This window comes from Bacillus sp. JHAA, from assembly GCF_036961585.1.
GTDB classification, from domain to species: domain Bacteria; phylum Bacillota; class Bacilli; order Bacillales; family Bacillaceae; genus Bacillus; species Bacillus velezensis.
In genome coordinates, this window is record NZ_JBAMDE010000001.1 from 457,855 (window position 1) to 474,892 (window position 17,038).

At 46.7% G+C, this 17,038-nt stretch carries 16 protein-coding genes; 2 read left to right on the forward strand and 14 right to left on the reverse strand.

Translation table 11 applies throughout. From position 1 onward, the window contains the following. The 6 genes from V7728_RS02340 to degS all read right to left on the reverse strand — a co-directional run bounded on the left by V7728_RS02340 (position 1) and on the right by degS (position 5,407). Positions 1-690: a phosphoribosyltransferase family protein gene (locus V7728_RS02340; protein WP_217898730.1), complete on the reverse strand. Its 690-nt coding sequence runs from the start codon at positions 688-690 to the stop codon at positions 1-3. A 5-nt stretch (positions 691-695) separates the two neighbouring features. After that, the gene (locus tag V7728_RS02345) at positions 696-980 is read right to left on the reverse strand and encodes a late competence development ComFB family protein (RefSeq protein ID WP_007407481.1); all 285 of its coding nucleotides are present in this window, start codon (positions 978-980) and stop codon (positions 696-698) included. Between the two features lie 57 nt (positions 981-1,037). Next, entirely contained in the window at positions 1,038-2,423 is a 1,386-nt protein-coding gene (locus tag V7728_RS02350; RefSeq protein WP_094032535.1) for a DEAD/DEAH box helicase, read from the reverse strand. A gap of 108 nt (positions 2,424-2,531) precedes the next feature. Further along, entirely contained in the window at positions 2,532-3,380 is an 849-nt protein-coding gene (locus tag V7728_RS02355; protein WP_003151387.1) for a DegV family protein, read from the reverse strand. Between the two features lie 97 nt (positions 3,381-3,477). Continuing rightward, entirely contained in the window at positions 3,478-4,167 is a 690-nt protein-coding gene (gene degU / locus V7728_RS02360) for a two-component system response regulator DegU (RefSeq protein WP_003219701.1), read from the reverse strand. 76 nt (positions 4,168-4,243) lie between these two features. Next, positions 4,244-5,407: a two-component sensor histidine kinase DegS gene (degS, locus tag V7728_RS02365; RefSeq protein WP_007407484.1), complete on the reverse strand. Its 1,164-nt coding sequence runs from the start codon at positions 5,405-5,407 to the stop codon at positions 4,244-4,246. Between the two features lie 222 nt (positions 5,408-5,629). Between degS and V7728_RS02370 the strand changes: the two genes are divergently transcribed. Together V7728_RS02370 and V7728_RS02375 are read left to right on the forward strand one after the other, a co-directional pair. Further along, positions 5,630-6,277 (forward strand): YigZ family protein, encoded by a 648-nt coding sequence (locus V7728_RS02370; RefSeq protein WP_076424607.1) that lies wholly within the window; start codon positions 5,630-5,632, stop codon positions 6,275-6,277. A 4-nt stretch (positions 6,278-6,281) separates the two neighbouring features. Further along, a complete protein-coding gene (locus V7728_RS02375; protein WP_012118574.1) occupies positions 6,282-7,502 on the forward strand; it encodes an LCP family protein in 1,221 nt (406 codons plus the stop codon). A gap of 98 nt (positions 7,503-7,600) precedes the next feature. On the opposite strand, the gene V7728_RS02380 is transcribed toward V7728_RS02375, so the two are convergent. From V7728_RS02380 to tuaB, 8 genes are all read right to left on the reverse strand, one after another. Then, the gene (locus V7728_RS02380; protein ID WP_003151382.1) at positions 7,601-8,677 is read right to left on the reverse strand and encodes a glycosyltransferase family 4 protein; all 1,077 of its coding nucleotides are present in this window, start codon (positions 8,675-8,677) and stop codon (positions 7,601-7,603) included. Between the two features lie 132 nt (positions 8,678-8,809). Further along, entirely contained in the window at positions 8,810-10,006 is a 1,197-nt protein-coding gene (tuaH, locus tag V7728_RS02385; RefSeq protein ID WP_076424609.1) for a teichuronic acid biosynthesis protein TuaH, read from the reverse strand. 19 nt (positions 10,007-10,025) lie between these two features. Continuing rightward, a complete protein-coding gene (gene tuaG / locus V7728_RS02390) occupies positions 10,026-10,784 on the reverse strand; it encodes a teichuronic acid biosynthesis protein TuaG (protein ID WP_012118576.1) in 759 nt (252 codons plus the stop codon). A 23-nt stretch (positions 10,785-10,807) separates the two neighbouring features. Next, entirely contained in the window at positions 10,808-11,488 is a 681-nt protein-coding gene (gene tuaF / locus V7728_RS02395; protein WP_099567128.1) for a teichuronic acid biosynthesis protein TuaF, read from the reverse strand. Then, on the reverse strand, positions 11,485-12,972 hold the full coding sequence (tuaE, locus tag V7728_RS02400) for a teichuronic acid biosynthesis protein TuaE (protein WP_099567129.1): 1,488 nt from the start codon (positions 12,970-12,972) through the stop codon (positions 11,485-11,487). The genes tuaF and tuaE overlap by 4 nt, the downstream gene beginning before the upstream one ends. A gap of 66 nt (positions 12,973-13,038) precedes the next feature. Then, complete coding sequence (gene tuaD / locus V7728_RS02405; protein WP_122504230.1) at positions 13,039-14,379, reverse strand: UDP-glucose 6-dehydrogenase TuaD; 1,341 nt, start codon at positions 14,377-14,379, stop codon at positions 13,039-13,041. Positions 14,380-14,383: 4 nt separating this feature from the next. Beyond that, positions 14,384-15,580 carry a teichuronic acid biosynthesis protein TuaC gene (gene tuaC / locus V7728_RS02410; protein WP_099567131.1) on the reverse strand — a complete coding sequence of 399 codons (1,197 nt, stop codon included), beginning with the start codon at positions 15,578-15,580 and terminating at the stop codon, positions 14,384-14,386. Continuing rightward, positions 15,577-17,025, reverse strand: coding sequence for a teichuronic acid biosynthesis protein TuaB (tuaB, locus tag V7728_RS02415; RefSeq protein ID WP_076424614.1), 1,449 nt, complete (start codon positions 17,023-17,025; stop codon positions 15,577-15,579). The genes tuaC and tuaB overlap by 4 nt, the downstream gene beginning before the upstream one ends. Between the last annotated feature and the right edge of the window lie 13 nt (positions 17,026-17,038).

The following is a 17,038-nucleotide window of genomic DNA, read 5'->3' on the forward strand; positions in this document are numbered from 1 at the left end:
TTAGCTCCTGATTAAAGTAAAAGAGGAGACCGATGACGCTTTACCCACTGTCAGCAGGACTTCGGCGGCTTGGTGAAGTGTGGCGCCCGTCGTATAAATATCATCTATTAAAATGACGTTCATACCTTCGGCGGAGTTTTCGGCTGCTGAAAACTTTTTTTCTGCAGACAGCCTGTCTGTTTTGCTCTTTTTGGATTGTTTTTCGTTGTTCAGTCGGATGAGGGGGGAAATGACGGGCATTCCGAGCAGAGAGGCCAGCAGCTCGGATTGATTGAATCCGCGTTCCGCCAGCCGTTCGCCGCTCAGCGGAATAGGGATGAGAGTATGTGTATTTGATGGATATGCCGCTTTAAAGCCGGCAGCAAAGTCACGTTCAAATGCTTGAATGATTTTCGCATCACCCCTGAATTTAAAACGGGCCAATGAGTCCTTCATCGCATCATTATACAAATATACCGAACGGTTTCGCCGCAGCAAAAAGCGCTTTTCCGTTTTTGATTCCCGGGCCGCACAATCAGCGCATTTTTCATTTGACTCCTGAGGCCTCCCGCATATACTGCATACGGGGCCTTCAATTTTTTCGAATTGGCTGCTGCATATGCTGCATACCTCTTGCTCGGGCGCCAGAGAAAACAGAGATCTCCAAGTCAATGAACTTGAAATTGGTGAGTCACACAATAAACAATTCAGAGATATTACGCTCCTTCCCGAGTTTCACAGAACTCGCTTGGATTAACCGAAACAATCGCCGCTGATTCAGCCAGAATGACAAGCAGTGCCGTATTTTTCTGTTTATCAACTATCTCTGCTTTTGCATAAGCAACTTTCTTTTTATCTGTAACATATGCCGGCTCAGCCCGGTTTAATGAAAGTGCCAGTACATCATTTTTGCATACCCGGCATGTGCATTTCATATGAAGCTGAGACATATGGCGGTCGAGAAGTTCCTTTAATACGATTTCTTTTGAATTGACAAGCATGCTGACAGCTCCTCATAGGAAAGTATGAGTATACTGTATCACGTTTTCTGAAATTAACTAGTCCAACAATTTACTTTTTTGTGCCAATTTGTTCATATGTTCTATATGTTTTTTTGCTTTTTTCATTCCGCTTGTGATTCCGAAATGAAACATGACGACATCACCGCTGAAATGTTTATAATGCCTTCCTGTTCTGCCCGCGATCTGTACGAGCGCGCTCTCAGTAAAGATAGGTGCTTCTGCGCCGAGGACACATGTCTGAACTTTGGGCACGGTAACCCCTCTTTCTAAAATCGTAGTCGTTACCAGCAGGTCAAGCCGGCCGTCTCTGAACCGTTTCACTTTATCCTTTCTGAATGTGTCTTCCGCATGAACGCCTTCTGCCCTTACATTTAATTTCTGAAAATAATCCGTTGTCTTTTTCAATACATGTACAGACGGAACGAATAAGAAAACCGGCAGCTGTGATTGAAGTTTTTGGCGGACCCAATCGGTTACAGAGCGCGGCAGTTTTCCTTTCTGAAGCTTCTTCTTCCAATTGCCGCACCACAAAAAACGCGGCTCCGGGAGGGGTTTCCGATGATATCTGGCCGGTATGCGGACGCTTTTCAGCAAACCGGCTTCAGCCTTCTTTTTTAATGTGTCTGAAGGAGTTGCCGTTACATAAACAAGGGCGCTGTTTTTCTTCCTCGCTTTATCAACAGCGAATCTTAATGTCTCATCGGCTGAAAAAGGAAACGCATCTACTTCATCTATTATCATGACATCAAAAATGTCTCGGTAGCGCATCAGCTGGTGAGCGGTTGAAATCATTAACGGAGTCAGACGGCCTTTGTCCTCGCTGCCGCCGTACAAAACAGAAACTTCGACTTTCTCAAATGCTTTTTTCAGTCTCGGCAGCAGTTCAAGTACGACATCTGTACGCGGAGTCGCGACACAGACGCGCAAACCGTGATTCAGAGCAAACTCGATACCCGGAAACAGCATCTCTGTTTTCCCCGATCCGCAAACCGCCCATACTAACAGCTCTTGTCTCTCTTTTATCGCATCTGTAAGCGCGGCGGCCGCCCGCTTCTGTCCGTCTGTCAGTGTTCCTTCCCAAGAAAGCTTTACAGGTTCCCAGCTGTTTTCATAGGCCTGATTCCAATAATATAATGATGTCAGTTCATCAGCCCTTCCCATCATGACACAGGCACGGCAATAGGTAATCTGCCTTTTGGCAGAGGGCGCCCAAAATGCCGCAAAGCTGGCTTGATCAGACTGACCGCATCGTTGGCAGACGTAACGGTTTTTCCGGCGGATGATTGACGGCTCGTCCGTTATATATTCTTTTTCTGTAAAACGCTTGATGCGCTGATCTGAAAACGGTATCTCAGATCTCAATAAATGCCGGCCGTAAAAGAAATCCCGCACCTTTGAAAATTCTGAAGCACCTTCGGACATCTCCCTGCCTCCTTTCTGCTCAAAGTATGCCTTGTCGGGAACCCACTTGTCGAATTGCGAAAATTAAAAAATAAAAAAATCTCCGCCCTTGAAAACGGAGATTTTCACTTAGTTTTTAAAGCACCAGCCGATTCCGATGGCGCCTTCGCCCAAATGGGTTCCGATCACGGCACCGAAATAGCTGTTATAGAATTCGACATGAGGATATTTACCGCTTAACTCCTGTATAATATCCGCCGCTTCTTCTTCCCTGTTTGCATGGATGACAGCGGCCCGCATCGGGATTCCTTTACTTGCATCCTCCCCAAACAGCTCAAAAATTCTCGAAATCGCTTTTTTGCGTGTCCGAATCTTCTCAAAAGGAACAATTACCTTATTGTCAAAATGAAGAATAGGCTTTACCTTTAACAGACCGCCGATAAAAGCCTGAGCACTGCTTAGACGCCCGCCCCGCTGGAGGTGTGATAAATCGTCCACCATAAAATACGCACGGACTGTTTTTTTCATTTCTTCCAGCTCTTTTATAATCTCTTCCGGTGAGTCAACACCGTCTTTAATGAGCTGTGCTGCCTTTAATGCATAAAAACCTTGTGCCAAACAGCTGATCTCTGAATCAAAGGGATAAACTTTAATATGATCAACCATAGTGTTTGCCGAGGCGGCGCTGTTATATGTTCCGCTGATTCCGCTGGACAAATGTATGCTTATGACTGCATCATATGTTTTGCCCAGTTCTTCGTACAATGCGATTAATTCACCGAAAGAAGGCTGAGACGTAGTCGGCAGCTCATCATGATTTTTTACTTCTTTATAAAAACTTCTCCAGTCGAGTTCTGTTTCTTCGCGGAATGTTTTTTCACCGAAAACCACTTGGAGAGGAATCATATGAATATGATGTTCTTCTCTCATCTCTTTCGGAATATATGCTGTACTGTCTGTTACAACTGCAATCTTCATCACTTTACCTGCCTTATTAAGTACTTAATAAGTATTTTAATAGATATGCAGCTGTAAAAAAAGACTTGCCATAACAGGCAAGTCTTCTCACACATGGCTAACGCATCTCTACCCAGCCGTTTTTAATGGCCACGACAACGGCTTGTGTCCGGTCATTAACGTTCATTTTCTGCAAAATATTACTCACGTGGTTTTTCACTGTTTTCTCACTGATAAACAATGATTCACCGATTCCGCGGTTGCTTTTTCCGTCTGCAAGCATTTGCAGCACTTCACATTCCCGTCTCGTTAATATATGTAATGGTCTCCGGATTTCCGGGTAAACCTCATGCTGAGGATGAGCAGAAACTCCGCTTGTCGCAAGACGGCGGAATTCGTTGACAAGATTGTGGGTTACTTTCGGGTGAAGGTAAGAACCGCCCTCGGCTACCACTTTCACTGCTTCGATTAAAGTATCTGCGTCCATCTCTTTCAGGAGATAGCCTCTTGCACCTGTTTTTAAAGCATGAGTCACATAGTTTTCATCATCATGGATGGAGAGGATAATCACCTTAGATTCAGGGTACAGCTCAACAAGCTGTTTAGTAGCCTCTACTCCATTTACATTCGGCATATTGATGTCCATTATGACAACATCGGGATGATAATGCTCGACGATTCGAGCCGCCTCATCTCCATCGTCACCTTCTGCTACCACTTCAAAGGTAGGTTCAAAATCCAATATTCTTTTTACACCCTCACGGAATAGTTGATGGTCGTCGATAATAACAATATTTACTTTAGTCACACGCTACGCCTCCTTATCCTATTGTTCTATATACGCCGCTGTTCGGTCAATATGTCTTTTGGCTCTATTTAACAAATTATAGGCCGAGAGATAACGGAACCTTAATCATGATAAATGTCCCAAGACCTATTTTAGAGTCTATCGTTATCGTTCCTTCAAGCAGATCTACTCTTTCTTTCATTCCCAGCAAGCCGAATGACTTGTTTTTCTTTTGTTTAGCATCCTTAATATCAAAGCCTTTTCCGTTGTCCTTAATGATGAGAACGACAAAATCAGCGGTTACTTCCACTTTTACTGTAATTTCCTCTGATTCTGAATGCTTGAGTGCATTTGTGACGGCTTCCTGAGCGAGACGGAAAAGCGCCACTTCAAATTGCGGGGCAAGCCTTTGGTTCTCCGTGTCTCCGATACACTGAAAATGTATTTTCACCTTTCCGTTGTATTCTTCAGTTGTATAAAGATATTTTCTCAGTGTCGGAATCAGCCCGAGATCGTCCAATGCCATCGGTCTTAAATCATATATAATCCTTCTGACTTCGTAAAGGGCATTCCGCACATTCTGCCGCAGATTTCTGATTTCCTGAAATCCGTCCTCCGTGCCGCGGTCGCGGAAGATCCGTTCAATTAATTCCGATCTCATCATGACATTTGCCAGCATTTGCGCGGGACCGTCATGAATTTCTCTGGAAACTCTTTTTCTTTCTTCCTCTTGGGCTTCAATGATTCTTAAACCGAAATCTTGTTTAGCCTGCGCATCGGCAAGAAGAAGCCCTACTTGGCGAAGGTCTTGATTCAGGTAATTCAGAACGACGGTTATTTGGCTGACCAATGATTCTGACCGTTCAATGATTTCCTGAAGCCCCAAAAGCCGGCGTTCTAAATCATCTCTGCGCTCCCGCAGCTGCTTTTCACGCTGTTGGATCATCGTCAGTTCCACTTGAAGTTTGTGCGCCTTTTCATAGGCGTTGCGAATTTCTTCTTCGCTGAACTTATGGAAATTTCTGCTTACTTCAGACAAGCGGTTTCGTGCGTGCCGCGTATGAACTTCAAGTTTGTCGCCCAGCTCAATGACTTCGTAGACCTGCTGTTTGATCTGTTTGAGTTCTTCAACCAGCTGCTCATATTGCTGGCGCGACTGCTCTCCGATTTGAAAAACCTCGTCCTTGCTCCCGTCCACGGTTTTCAGCATTTTCATAAGTATAGAATCCAAAACTTTGGAGTCCATCTTCGATTTATTCATCTGTCTCCCTCCGTAACGGTGTTGTTATGTATTTTTATTATAAATGTAATTGAACTGCAATTTATGTCGAATTATAATGAAAGAATGCGTATATTCTAGAAAAAAACATTTTTATATAGTATCTTACTCTTTCATGATACCAAAATATGCGCAAAAATTCTAAAGTCTGTTCGAATTTGTAGAAACAAGTCTTTTAATGCTTGTCAGGAGGGTCCAGCAATCATGCTGCACAGCTATTTAACAGTTAAAGAAACGGGTGAACATGAGATTGTGATTGAAAAATCGCGTTTTATGTGTCACCTGAGCCGTGCTGCTTCTGAAGAGGAAGCGCAGGAATTTATACAAAAGATAAAAAAACAGCACTGGAATGCGACTCATAACTGCTCAGCTTATCTGATCGGCGAAACCGACCATATACAAAAGGCGAATGATGACGGAGAACCAAGCGGCACAGCCGGCGTCCCCATGCTGGAAGTGCTGAAAAAACGCGGTCTGAAAGATACCTGCGCGGTGGTTACCCGGTATTTCGGCGGAATAAAGCTCGGTGCAGGCGGATTGATTCGTGCATATGGGAAGTCAGTGTCTGAAGGCTTAAATCATATAGGAGTTACGGAGCGGAAGCTGATGCGGATTATGCATACATCAGCGGATTATACGTGGCTCGGCAAGATAGAGAACGAACTGAGAGAGTCAGTTTTTTTACTGAAAGATATCCATTATGCGGATCATGTCGAATTTGAAACGTACGTTGAAGAAAAAGACAAAGAAGCGTTTATCAAATGGATGACAGAACTGACGAACGGCAAGAGTAAGAATACAGAGGGAGAACTGACGTATTTAGAAACAGACGTCAGCCCTAAAGGAGACTAATGTAATGGCTGAACGTGTAAGAGTGCGTGTTCGAAAGAAAAAGAAAAGCAAACGAAAGATCATATTCAAACGAATTTTGCTGCTGCTTACCCTCGTTTTGTTAGTCGCTGCCGGGTTTGGCGGATACAAAGTATACAAAACGATCAATGCGGCAGATAATGCATATGATGCCCTTTCCCGCGGAGACAAATCAAAACTTCGGGATAAAGTCATCGATATGAAGAAAAAACCGTTCTCCATTTTGTTTATGGGGATCGAAAATTATGCCACAAGCGGAAAAGGCGGACGATCAGACTCTCTTATTGTCGTTACCCTTGATCCGAGAAATAAAACAATGAAAATGCTGAGTATTCCGCGTGATACGCGGGTGACGCTTGCCGGCGATACAACCGGTAAAAAATCAAAAATCAATGCGGCTTTTGCTAAAGGCGGGGCGGATGAAACCGTCTCAACCGTCGAAGACTTATTAGGCATACCGATTGATAAGTATGTCACTGTCGATTTTAACGGCTTTAAGGATGTTATTGATGAAGTCGGCGGAGTCAATGTAAAAGTGCCTTTTGACTTCGACGAGATGAGTGACGTCAGTAAAAAGAAACGGATCTACTTCAAGAAAGGAAACATGCATTTGAACGGTGAGCAGGCTCTGGCTTACGCACGCATGAGAAAGCAGGATAAACGCGGAGACTTCGGCCGTAATGACCGCCAAAAGCAAATCCTAAATGCACTGATCGACCAAATGTCTAAGGCTGGAAATATTGCTAAAATCGATAAAATCGCTGAAACAGCAAGCAATAATGTCCAAACGAATATTCGAATCACTGAAGGACTCGCCCTTCAGCAGATTTACAACGGCTTTACCAGCAAAAAGATTGATACACTGACCATAACAGGATCAGATTTATATTTAGGCGGCGGCGGAACCGCGTCTACGGGCGGAACGTATTATTTCCAGCCCGATCCGACCAATCTCGAAAAAGTACGGCAGGAATTGCAGAAACACCTGGATTACCCGTCCGGAAGCAGCACGGCGTCCGATCCTGCTTCTGACAGCACCGGAACGGACAGTACGACTGATTCGACTTCTGACAGCACAGGAACAGGCGGTACGGCTGATTCGACTTCCGGCAGCGCAGGAACAAGCGGTACCACTGATTCAACCAACGGTACTGCCGGTGCAAACGGTACGGACAGCACACAGTCCGGCGGCACAACAGGCTATTAAGAGTAAACCCGATCCTTTGAGCAGGATCGGGTTTTTTTATATAATAAGAGAATAGCAGAATCCACAAAAAAGCAGACCATTCGCATGATCTGCTCTTTTTAATTTTTCTTTACCAGTCTCTTGTAAAACTTGGTAAATGGTTTAAATTGTTCATTTACTAACCCTGTGACCTCTGCTATGATTTGCATAAATACAATCAATACAAAAATAATAAACAGCGAAAGCCATATGGTCGCGCTTTTCAGCAGGATGGCACTGACGCTGAAAATAAAGCCGATTAAATAAATGATAATGACAGCCGTGCGGTGTGACAGCCCGAAGGCCATCAGCCGGTGGTGTATATGTGACTTATCAGGCGCCGAAATCGGCTGTTTGTTTAAAATCCGCCTGATGACGGCGAATGTCGTATCAAAAATCGGCACGCCCAAAATGATGATCGGAATGATGATACTGAATAAAGTAACACTTTTATAAAGACCTAATAATGAGAGTACTGAGATGACGTATCCGAGAAAGAGCGATCCGGTATCTCCCATAAATATCTTTGCCGGGTGAAAATTATAAAATAAAAATCCGAGTGTGCTTCCTATCACGACAAGTGAAAGTGACAGAATAAGGATTTTCCCTCCGGATAACGCCATAACGGCGATAGTGGAGAGTCCGATGACCGACAGGCCGGCAGCGAGTCCGTCCAAACCGTCAATCAGGTTCATCGCGTTCGTAATTCCGACGATCCATAACACAGTCAGCGGGTAAGCGACCCATCCCAATTCTAAACGTTCCGTTAAAAACGGTACGGAGAAAAAGTCCATTTTCAGTCCCGTGCTCACAATCATAATGGCCACGGCCAGCTGGACGAAAAACTTTACCTTTGCGCTTAATTGGTATTTATCATCGAGGATTCCTAAAATAACAATAATAAACGCACCCACTGTAATGGCGGTCATTTTTGTTTCATTATATATGCCGGCCGCGAGCACACCCGCCGCTACGCCGATAAAGATGGCCAGGCCGCCCATACGGGGCATTATTTTATCATGTACTTTTCGGTTGCTGGGCTGGTCAACTGCACCTATTTTGATCGCAATTTTTTTTACGATAGGAGTTAGGATTAAAACCGTTAGCAGAGAGACAAAAAACGCAACAACTATGCGAAACATGCGTTCGTCAAGCATAAAGAAGTCTCCTTTGGAATTATATGAAGTCTTTTCTGATATTGAACCGTTCCTTCCATTATAATTCTTACTAGTTATTATAACAAGCATCATCAAAAAGAAACACGCAAATGAAAAAATGCGCTTTCCCTTTTAATGGGATTGCGCATTTTTCAATATACCCGTGCATTCGAGCATTCGGCCGAATAAAACATTCCAATCCCGTCTCCGGGCCAATTCACGGCGCAAAGCCTCGTATGATCCGCTGCGGTCCGCTGCCAGAAGCGCGTCGCAGGCCGCGATGAAATCTGCGGGGTCACTGCCTTCAACGTGTTCATAAACGAAAGGCCTTTTGATTTTTGACGTAGAAGAAAGGTTGCAGCCGACAACCGGTTTTCCGGCGGCTAAAAATTCAAAAAGCTTGAGCGGAAATACCGCGTCATTATAAGGTGAATTTTTATAAGGCATGATGCCGATGTCGACAAGCTGCATATAGGACGGCACTTCATTCGGCGCGGCAGGTCCCGTCCAGATGACATTCGGACGCTCCAGAAGCGACTTGAAATCCGGATCGTCCTGAGCCGTGTTCGGGCCTACCAATAAAATCGTCCAGTCAGGCCTCACATCTGCCGTTTCCGCCATAAGCGCAAAATCGAGCTTCGGTTTGATTCCGCCGATAAAACCGAGAACCGTTCCGTTCCGTCCCCGTAAAATGTCTTCATCCGGCTGTTTATTTTCCCGTGAAAACAGGTCATATTCCACTCCGTTTTCAATGGTGAACACTTTCTGGTGCGGGTTCTCCAGCTTTTTTCCGACCTCCTGGTGCAGACAGTCAGATGTACACGTAATGGAATCGGCACGCTGAATGATTCTCATTTCCGCCTGTTTAATGATGTTTCTTCTAACATTTGACAGCACCCCGGACCGGCCGCTGATCGGAGCGGCCCACAGATCACTGCAATCGTAAATCACTTCATCCCAAGGAAACAGATCTGCCAGCAGCGGAAAACCGGGGAAGGTGTACCATAAGCAGCAGCGGGCCCCTTCACCTTCTTCCTTCAGCATGTTCACCAATGGTGAAAGCTTATGCCTGTAGCACATGTCTGTATACCTGCCGAAGCGGAAAGCTTTTTGCCGCATGAGATCCTTTACAGTGAACTGCCGGATTCCCTCGGCGATCCCGGCCATCTGACCATCATTGGCTCGCGGAGACGGGCATACCCAAATGACGCTTTTCGTTTCTTTTTGCCGGGCGAGAAATTCAGCCAGCCGGTGCCGTCTGTATCTCAGCCGGTCATGCCCCCATTCCGCCGCTCCGACGATTACGTGAATAATCGGTTCCACCTTCATCACCCAGCTCCTCTGACGCCTACAGTCTTTTCAAGACCGCGTTTTTTGCATATTGCATAAAACACCACGAAGCCTTGATAAAATGCAGGCGCTCAATTTCTCTATAAACAAACCACGTTTTTTTTGCGGCTTTCCACTTGTTGCTTGAAATCGAATTCTGCACAAGCCTGTATTCTGAAAGGCACTCATTCAGGCCGTAAGCCGTAAATCCCCTTTTCAGCAGGGAAAGCCATGTCGCTAAATCCTGCCGCGTTCTGATATCAGGCATTTGAATCTGCCCCGTCTGCTCTCTGTCAATCATGACCGTTAAACATCCGATAATCGTGTTTTTTAAAGCTTCATCATATGACAGGCTTTCAGGGGCTTGAATCGTTTTGTCCGTCGGCGTTCCGTCCTGCTCCATGACGCTGTAGCCCGTAAATGAAAAAGCGCAGGACCGCTCTGCCATAAACGCAAGCTGTTTTTGAAGCTTTTCCTTTTTCCATCTGTCATCGCTGTCCAGAAATGCGACATAACGGCCCTTGGCATGTTTAAGGGCTGTATTTCTGGCAGCCGCGGCTCCCCCGTTTTTCTCTAAATAAACGACGCGGATCCGCTCATCCTTTTGTTCATATTGCCGTAAAATATCTCTCGTTCCGTCCGTTGAACAATCATCCGCGATAATCATTTCCCAATGCGGGTGGCTTTGATGTAAAACAGACTGAATCGTGTCTTCGATATATTCACTTGCATTATAAGACGGTGTAATGACAGATACGAAAGGTTTCCAGTTTGTCATGGTCACATCTCCATCGCAGATTTTTACAAGGACTCTCTAAAAAACTCAGGAATGACAATGAACATAAATGCAACTGCAATGCCGATTAAAACGCCCAGAACCGCTTTCTTTTTCGGCGGCATGCCTTGTCCCGCCGTTTCATTCATCGGCTCTGAATTGATGATGCCGGCCGCTTTCAGGTTCAGCTGCGTATTTTTCAATTCGTATAAAAATCGTTCCTTATCCACTTTGGCGTCCGCGCTGACGGTTTCTCCTTCAAGCGCAGCAATACTCTGCCGCACTACTTTTGCCCGTTTTTCAAACAGGTCCTGATCATTCTTCAGAAAAGTTTTTATGACGGCTTGAAACACCGATTCGGTCTCCTGTTTGTTTTGGCCGCTGTAGCTGACCGTGATCAATGAATCTGATTGTGTTTCGACAGTCAGTTTACTTTTCACGGCCGCTCTTTCTTCGTCTGTTTTATCAGGCAAAGCCTGCTTTAAAAAGGCATCGCTCGTCAAAAGGAGCGGGATTTCTTTTGTATTGTTATAAAGCGGATGATCATAATTTCCCGCGGCGATCGCGGCTTCTGATGTAAAACTGCTGCCCCCGCTGATTTTTGACGGCAATACATATCCCGCTGCCCCTAACACAACGGGCAGCGCAATGATCCAAATGATATTCTTTTTGATACGCTGGGTTATTCTTGTCAACATATCCTTCATCTCGCATCTCCCTGTTTTTCATAGTACGCCGTGACGGCAGGCTCCTTTTGTAAACGCCTCAATATATTGACCGCCGCGATCACGAGCGAGAGAAATACCCAGTGGAAAAATAAATTTGATACGGAGCTTGGGCTGATGCTGCTTACCAAAAAACCGGCCATCGCCGTGATAAGTCCTTCTGTGATCAGTCTTGACTGATTTTCCGATTTTCTTTCATGACATTTATAAAGTGTCCAAAAAAGGAACAAATAGACTGTCAGGTAACCGAGCATCGTAAGAACGCCGAAGTTCGCCATAATCTCGACGAGCCAGTTGTGCACCTCAACTACGCCGCCCGTATCATAAACGGGCTCTGCTTTTAAATAGTAAGAGACGTTTCCGGCACCCACTCCGAACCCCCAGGAATCAATCACATAGTGAAAGGCGTTTTTTAAAAGATTCGCCCTCGCGAGGTTGGAAGGAAGCGGATGCTGTCCCGGCATCGCCTGCGGAGCTGAAAACAGATTCAAGACGGCATTGGTGATACGGCCCGCAAATAAAACCGCAAACAGCGCCGCACCCGCTCCCGCTGCGTACAGCGCGAGTTTTTTCAACAGGGAAGGCAGCAGGATGAAGACGTATACAGCCGCCCCCGCGCATATGCCCAGCAGACTCGCGCGCGAACCGGTCAAAATGATTAAATACAAAGCGCAGATCGCAAAGAGCAGGCTGACGGCCTTCACATAGCCGTTTTTCATATTTTTCACCGCCGCCGCATACAGAAAGAAACTGATGCACAAAAACGTTGCGAAATCATTTTGATTAAAGAAAACGGACGTCGGATAATGCTGTTTGTACTGCGGGCCGTTATAAAGCGTGGAGCTCGGCAGATGGTGGTGTGTAAAATGATTGTAAAAGCCGATCGCCATCACAAAAATGGTCATCACAAGCCATATGCCGTAAAAAACCATCAGCTGATCAAAGCGCTGAATGAACATGACAATAAGATAAATCAGAAACATGCCCATTCCCATTAAAGCTAAATATTTAATCCCGTACGTCACGGATTTTGCCCACAATAACGATAGGAGACCGTATGTAAACCATAAGGCGAAAAACATCAGAACCCCTTTTACATTCACCCGATTCCATCTGTCAATATGATGACGGTTTGTCAGGATGCCGGCGACGTGAAGGGCGCCCGCTCCGATTAATAACAGCCGGTATATAAATAAGCTGAAAAATCCGAGATGGACCGCAAAGAAGGCCTGGTTTAAAAATGTACACGCGATCAGTATATAAATGAGCCCCATAAACATCTGACCGTTTGTTGTAAAGGCGGATAGCAAAGCAAGTCCGGCAATACCGATCATGGCGGCAAGCAGCAGCACGGTGATTTTTCCGAATCCGGCATCCGTCCTGACCGCCTCCAGCGTGATGAATCCTCCTGTAATGAGAGCGGCAAGCAGCACAAGAACATGTGCCGCTGAACGTTTGATACTCACATGGCAAACCCCTTTCCAAAACAGCAGCCGAGCCGGGCTGCCGAGAGCCTGAAGACAAATCTTTTTCTATCTTGCCAGTTCTTTTATTTGCCGATCGGCATGAACCGCCGGACGTCCGACGGAATGATAAGTGAATCCTGAAATCCTCATATACTCCAGCGGAAACATATTTCTGCCGTCAATGATAACCGGCTGTTTGAGCAGCTGCTTCACTCTCTGAAGATCCATCTCCTTGACTTCCGGCCAATCTGTTGTAATCAGGCATGCGTCCGCGTTTTTGATGGCACTGTACAGCTCTGTGTGATATTCAATGCCGCCGTCTCCTAATATCGCTGACGCTTCGGGAATCGCGATCGGATCATACGCTTTCACATGAGCGCCCTGCTCTTTAAGGCTTGTGATGATATCAAGAGCCGGGGCGGAGCGGACGTCATTTGTGTGCGGTTTAAAGGCCAGCCCCAGTACGGCCGCGGTTTTCCCTTTTAAGGGACCGATGGCGCGGTTCAATTTTTCCGTAATACGGACCCGCTGCTTCTGATTGGTTTCAATGACGGCTTCCATCATTTGAAACGGATAGCCGGCGGCGTTTGCGATATGCAATAAAGCCGTTGTATCCTTCGGAAAGCAGGATCCGCCGAATCCGATGCCCGCCTGGAGAAATTTATTCCCGATCCGGCTGTCAAGACCGACGCCTTCTGACACGTGGGAAATGTCCGCCCCGACACGTTCGCAAATATTGGCGATATCGTTAATAAAAGATATTTTCGCGGCTAAAAAAGCATTTGCGGCATACTTAATCATTTCCGCGCTTTCAAGATTCGTCTTTACGACCTTCGTACGGAACGGCTTATGAAGCTCTTCAATGACCGAAGCGGCATGTTCGCTTGTGGCGCCGATGACCGCCCGCTCCATCTGCATCGTATCCCGCACCGCCGAACCTTCACGGAGGAATTCAGGATTTGACGCGACATCAAACGGATATTTTCCCTTTGACGCTTCGCTGACGATTTGGTAAACGAGCTTTCCCGTCCCGACCGGAACAGTGCTTTTGGTGACAATGATTTTGTATCCGTTCAGCTGTTCTCCGATTGTTTGCGCCGCTGCCTTAATGTAGGTCAGATCGGCTTCACCCGTCTTTGACATCGGCGTACCGACGGCGATATAGATGATATCAGCGGCTTTCACAGCCGGCTCAATGCCGGCCGTAAAGGATAAGCGCCCGGCACTGACATTTTTTTCGGCTAATTCCTCAAGTCCCGGTTCATATATCGGGATGACTCCGTTTTGCAAGCTTCTGATTTTCGCTTCATTGATGTCACAGCAAGTCACATGATGGCCGATTTCCGCAAAACAAGTTCCAGATACAAGACCTACATACCCTGTTCCTAATACAGCGATTTTTTTCACAGCTTCATCCCTCTTTCGAAAGGTTCTCCTCTTGCCCGGCCCGGTTCATTACGGATCGGTATTTCTCTTTCAGCGTTTTCGCGTTTTGGCTTGCGTCAAAATACATGCGGACGGTTTGATAAAGTTCCTCGGCTGTTTGCGGCGTCCAAGCCTCTCCTTCGTCATATTGCAGAATCGATTCTGCCAGCGTCTCAGGTGAACCCGGCTTGATCAGCAACCCCCGGTGTTTCCCGAATAAAGAAGCCAATCCTCCGACATCGGTGCAGATCACCGGCACCTTCAGAGCGAGCGCCTCAATGACCACAGTCGGCATGCCTTCGCTGTAGGACGGCAGCGCCATTACATCCGAAGCCAGCAGATAGTCCTGTACCTTGTCGTTCGGCAATTGCCCCGTGACGATATGAGCGGCTTCACGCAATGAAGATGCGGCGGGACCGTCACCGACAAAGACGGCTTCATACCTTTCATCCAATGATTGAACGGCTTTTGATAAGTCGAAAACGCCTTTCTCTTTGACAAGCCTGCCGATGAACACGATCAGTTTTTTATCCGGAGGAAGGCCGAGCCGTTTTCTGACGGCTTCTTTCGTCTCGTTCCTTTTTCGGAAGGCGTCAAGCGTGATGCCGATCGGAAGCACGGTGCACTCCGCTTCGATAAGCTTTTTCATTTGTTCCCGCAGACTGCCGCTCACAGCGTAAATATCGGCTGCTTCCCGCACCGCAAATGTAAATGCGCGATGAGCGCTTTTGCTGTAATGCGGATAGACATTGACATCACTGCCATGCAAGGTCAGCACATACGGAATGCCTAAAGCCTTTGACACAATGGCGGCCGCTCCGCCTGACGGCATGGCGAAATGCGCGTGAATCAGATCGGGCTTCAGGCCATGATTTTTAATCGCGGAAAGAACCGATGACGCCATTCTTTTATGCGGCTGCGCCCATTTCAGCTGCCCGGGAACCGCCTGATAAAACGGCCGGTGGACGGACACGCCTTTCCGCCATTCATGCGCCGGCCTGATATCCTTTTGCCGATATGTCTTTTTCAGCACCCGGAATGGCGCGGCGAGTTTCGGCCGCGGACAAATGACGGTCATCTCCGCGCCAAGCTTTCTCAGTTCTTGGGCCTGCGTCTCATGAAAAACGCCTTCTCCCGGCTTCTCACTGCTCGGATAGACACTTGTCATCCACAATACCTTCATAGCAAACGTCCTTTTCTTAATTTACTTTTCATATGCGGATAAGCTTTTCCTAACAGGAATAAATAACACAACGCGCCGCAGGCTACGGAGATCGCCAGCCGCAGCTTGACATCAAGGCTGATCCGCTCCGTGCCGAAGCTGGCTGTAAAAGCGATGACACCCATTGCCGCCGTAAGCAGAAACGGTTTGGCCACGGCTTTGAAGTAAGCCGACAGCCGCAGCTTAATGACATATGCCAACAGCCAGCGCCCGATCAGGAAATTCAGGATGCTGATGAAAGCGTACGTCCAGGCTACCGTCAAGAGATTTCCGGACAGCACGGCGGCGTACAAAGATGCACCATACAGCAGCATCACCCCGGCGTCCCAATAAAACGCCAGATCGGCCCGCCCTTTTGCGAGCAGCACAGATCCGTTCGGATTCATCAGAACCCTTAATATCCCGACGATGGCGAGAACGTTTAAAACCGGGACAGCCGCCAGCCATTTTTCTCCGAATACCGAAGCCACGAATGCATCCGACACTGAAACCAAACCGAGCAAAAGCGGAAAGGATATCAGCGCGAGTATTTTGGTCATATTGAGAAATCCTTCTCTGATAACGCTGTTTTCATGCTTGTTTTTCGCAAAGACGGGAAACGCGACTCTCGTAATGATCGGATTAATTTTTAATACCGGAAGCGTGACAATCTGGTAGGCCAGATTGTAAATGCCGAGCGCCTCGGCGCCGATAAAACTGCCGATCAGAATCATATCAATATTCGCTCCGAGCCGGTTCACAAGCCGGGAAGACAGCTGAAAGGCCCCGAAAGAAAAGAAGCCTTTCATTCCTTTCAGATCAAAAACCAACGCCGGTCTCCATGTTTTTCTGCAGGACATCCAGTACAGAATCCCTTTTGACGATTGCAGCAGCACCTGGGAAATCACATAGGCGAGAATCGGGTCCGTATAAAAAACCGCGGCCGCCAAATACACGAAGGACAACACATTTGAAAAGATTTCAATCTTGCTTAACGTGTTAAATGCCAGCGCTTTTTGCAGCATATACTGGTATTGCTGACCGATCGGCGCGATTAAAAACATGACGGCCAGCACGCGGATTAAATAGACAAGCTCCTCCCGCCGATAAAAATCGGCGATGAGCGGACTGCTGAAAAACAGCAGCGCAAACAGCGCAAGCCCCGTTATGATATTCAGCCAGTACAAGGAAGACATCTGTTTATCAGTCACATGATCTTTTTGAATGAGCGCGGCGCCAAAACCCATATCAAGCGCGATTTGGGCAAACACCACTACCGTTGTGATCATGCCGACAAGGCCGAATTCAGCCAGTGACATGACCCGCCCGAGCAGGGCGAATTGGACGATTTGAATGACCGTAATACACGCTGTCGAAATACTTGTCCATTTGGCGCCGCTCAAGATTTGATTTGTAATACTAGGCATCGTTTTCCCTACT

Bases quoted from the DNA above. Each gene is read 5' to 3' on its own strand.
- tuaG (WP_012118576.1), bottom strand. From the start codon at position 10,784: ATGACAAACTGGAAACCTTTCGTATCTGTCATTACACCGTCTTATAAT.
- V7728_RS02380 (WP_003151382.1), bottom strand. From the start codon at position 8,677: ATGCTTGACGAACGCATGTTTCGCATAGTTGTTGCGTTTTTTGTCTCT.
- tuaB (WP_076424614.1), bottom strand. From the start codon at position 17,025: ATGCCTAGTATTACAAATCAAATCTTGAGCGGCGCCAAATGGACAAGT.
- V7728_RS02370 (WP_076424607.1), top strand. From the start codon at position 5,630: ATGCTGCACAGCTATTTAACAGTTAAAGAAACGGGTGAACATGAGATT.
- V7728_RS02350 (WP_094032535.1), bottom strand. From the start codon at position 2,423: ATGTCCGAAGGTGCTTCAGAATTTTCAAAGGTGCGGGATTTCTTTTAC.
- V7728_RS02355 (WP_003151387.1), bottom strand. From the start codon at position 3,380: ATGAAGATTGCAGTTGTAACAGACAGTACAGCATATATTCCGAAAGAG.
- V7728_RS02345 (WP_007407481.1), bottom strand. From the start codon at position 980: ATGCTTGTCAATTCAAAAGAAATCGTATTAAAGGAACTTCTCGACCGC.
- degS (WP_007407484.1), bottom strand. From the start codon at position 5,407: ATGAATAAATCGAAGATGGACTCCAAAGTTTTGGATTCTATACTTATG.
- tuaC (WP_099567131.1), bottom strand. From the start codon at position 15,580: ATGAAGGTATTGTGGATGACAAGTGTCTATCCGAGCAGTGAGAAGCCG.
- tuaH (WP_076424609.1), bottom strand. From the start codon at position 10,006: ATGAAGGTGGAACCGATTATTCACGTAATCGTCGGAGCGGCGGAATGG.
- V7728_RS02375 (WP_012118574.1), top strand. From the start codon at position 6,282: ATGGCTGAACGTGTAAGAGTGCGTGTTCGAAAGAAAAAGAAAAGCAAA.
- tuaF (WP_099567128.1), bottom strand. From the start codon at position 11,488: ATGAAGGATATGTTGACAAGAATAACCCAGCGTATCAAAAAGAATATC.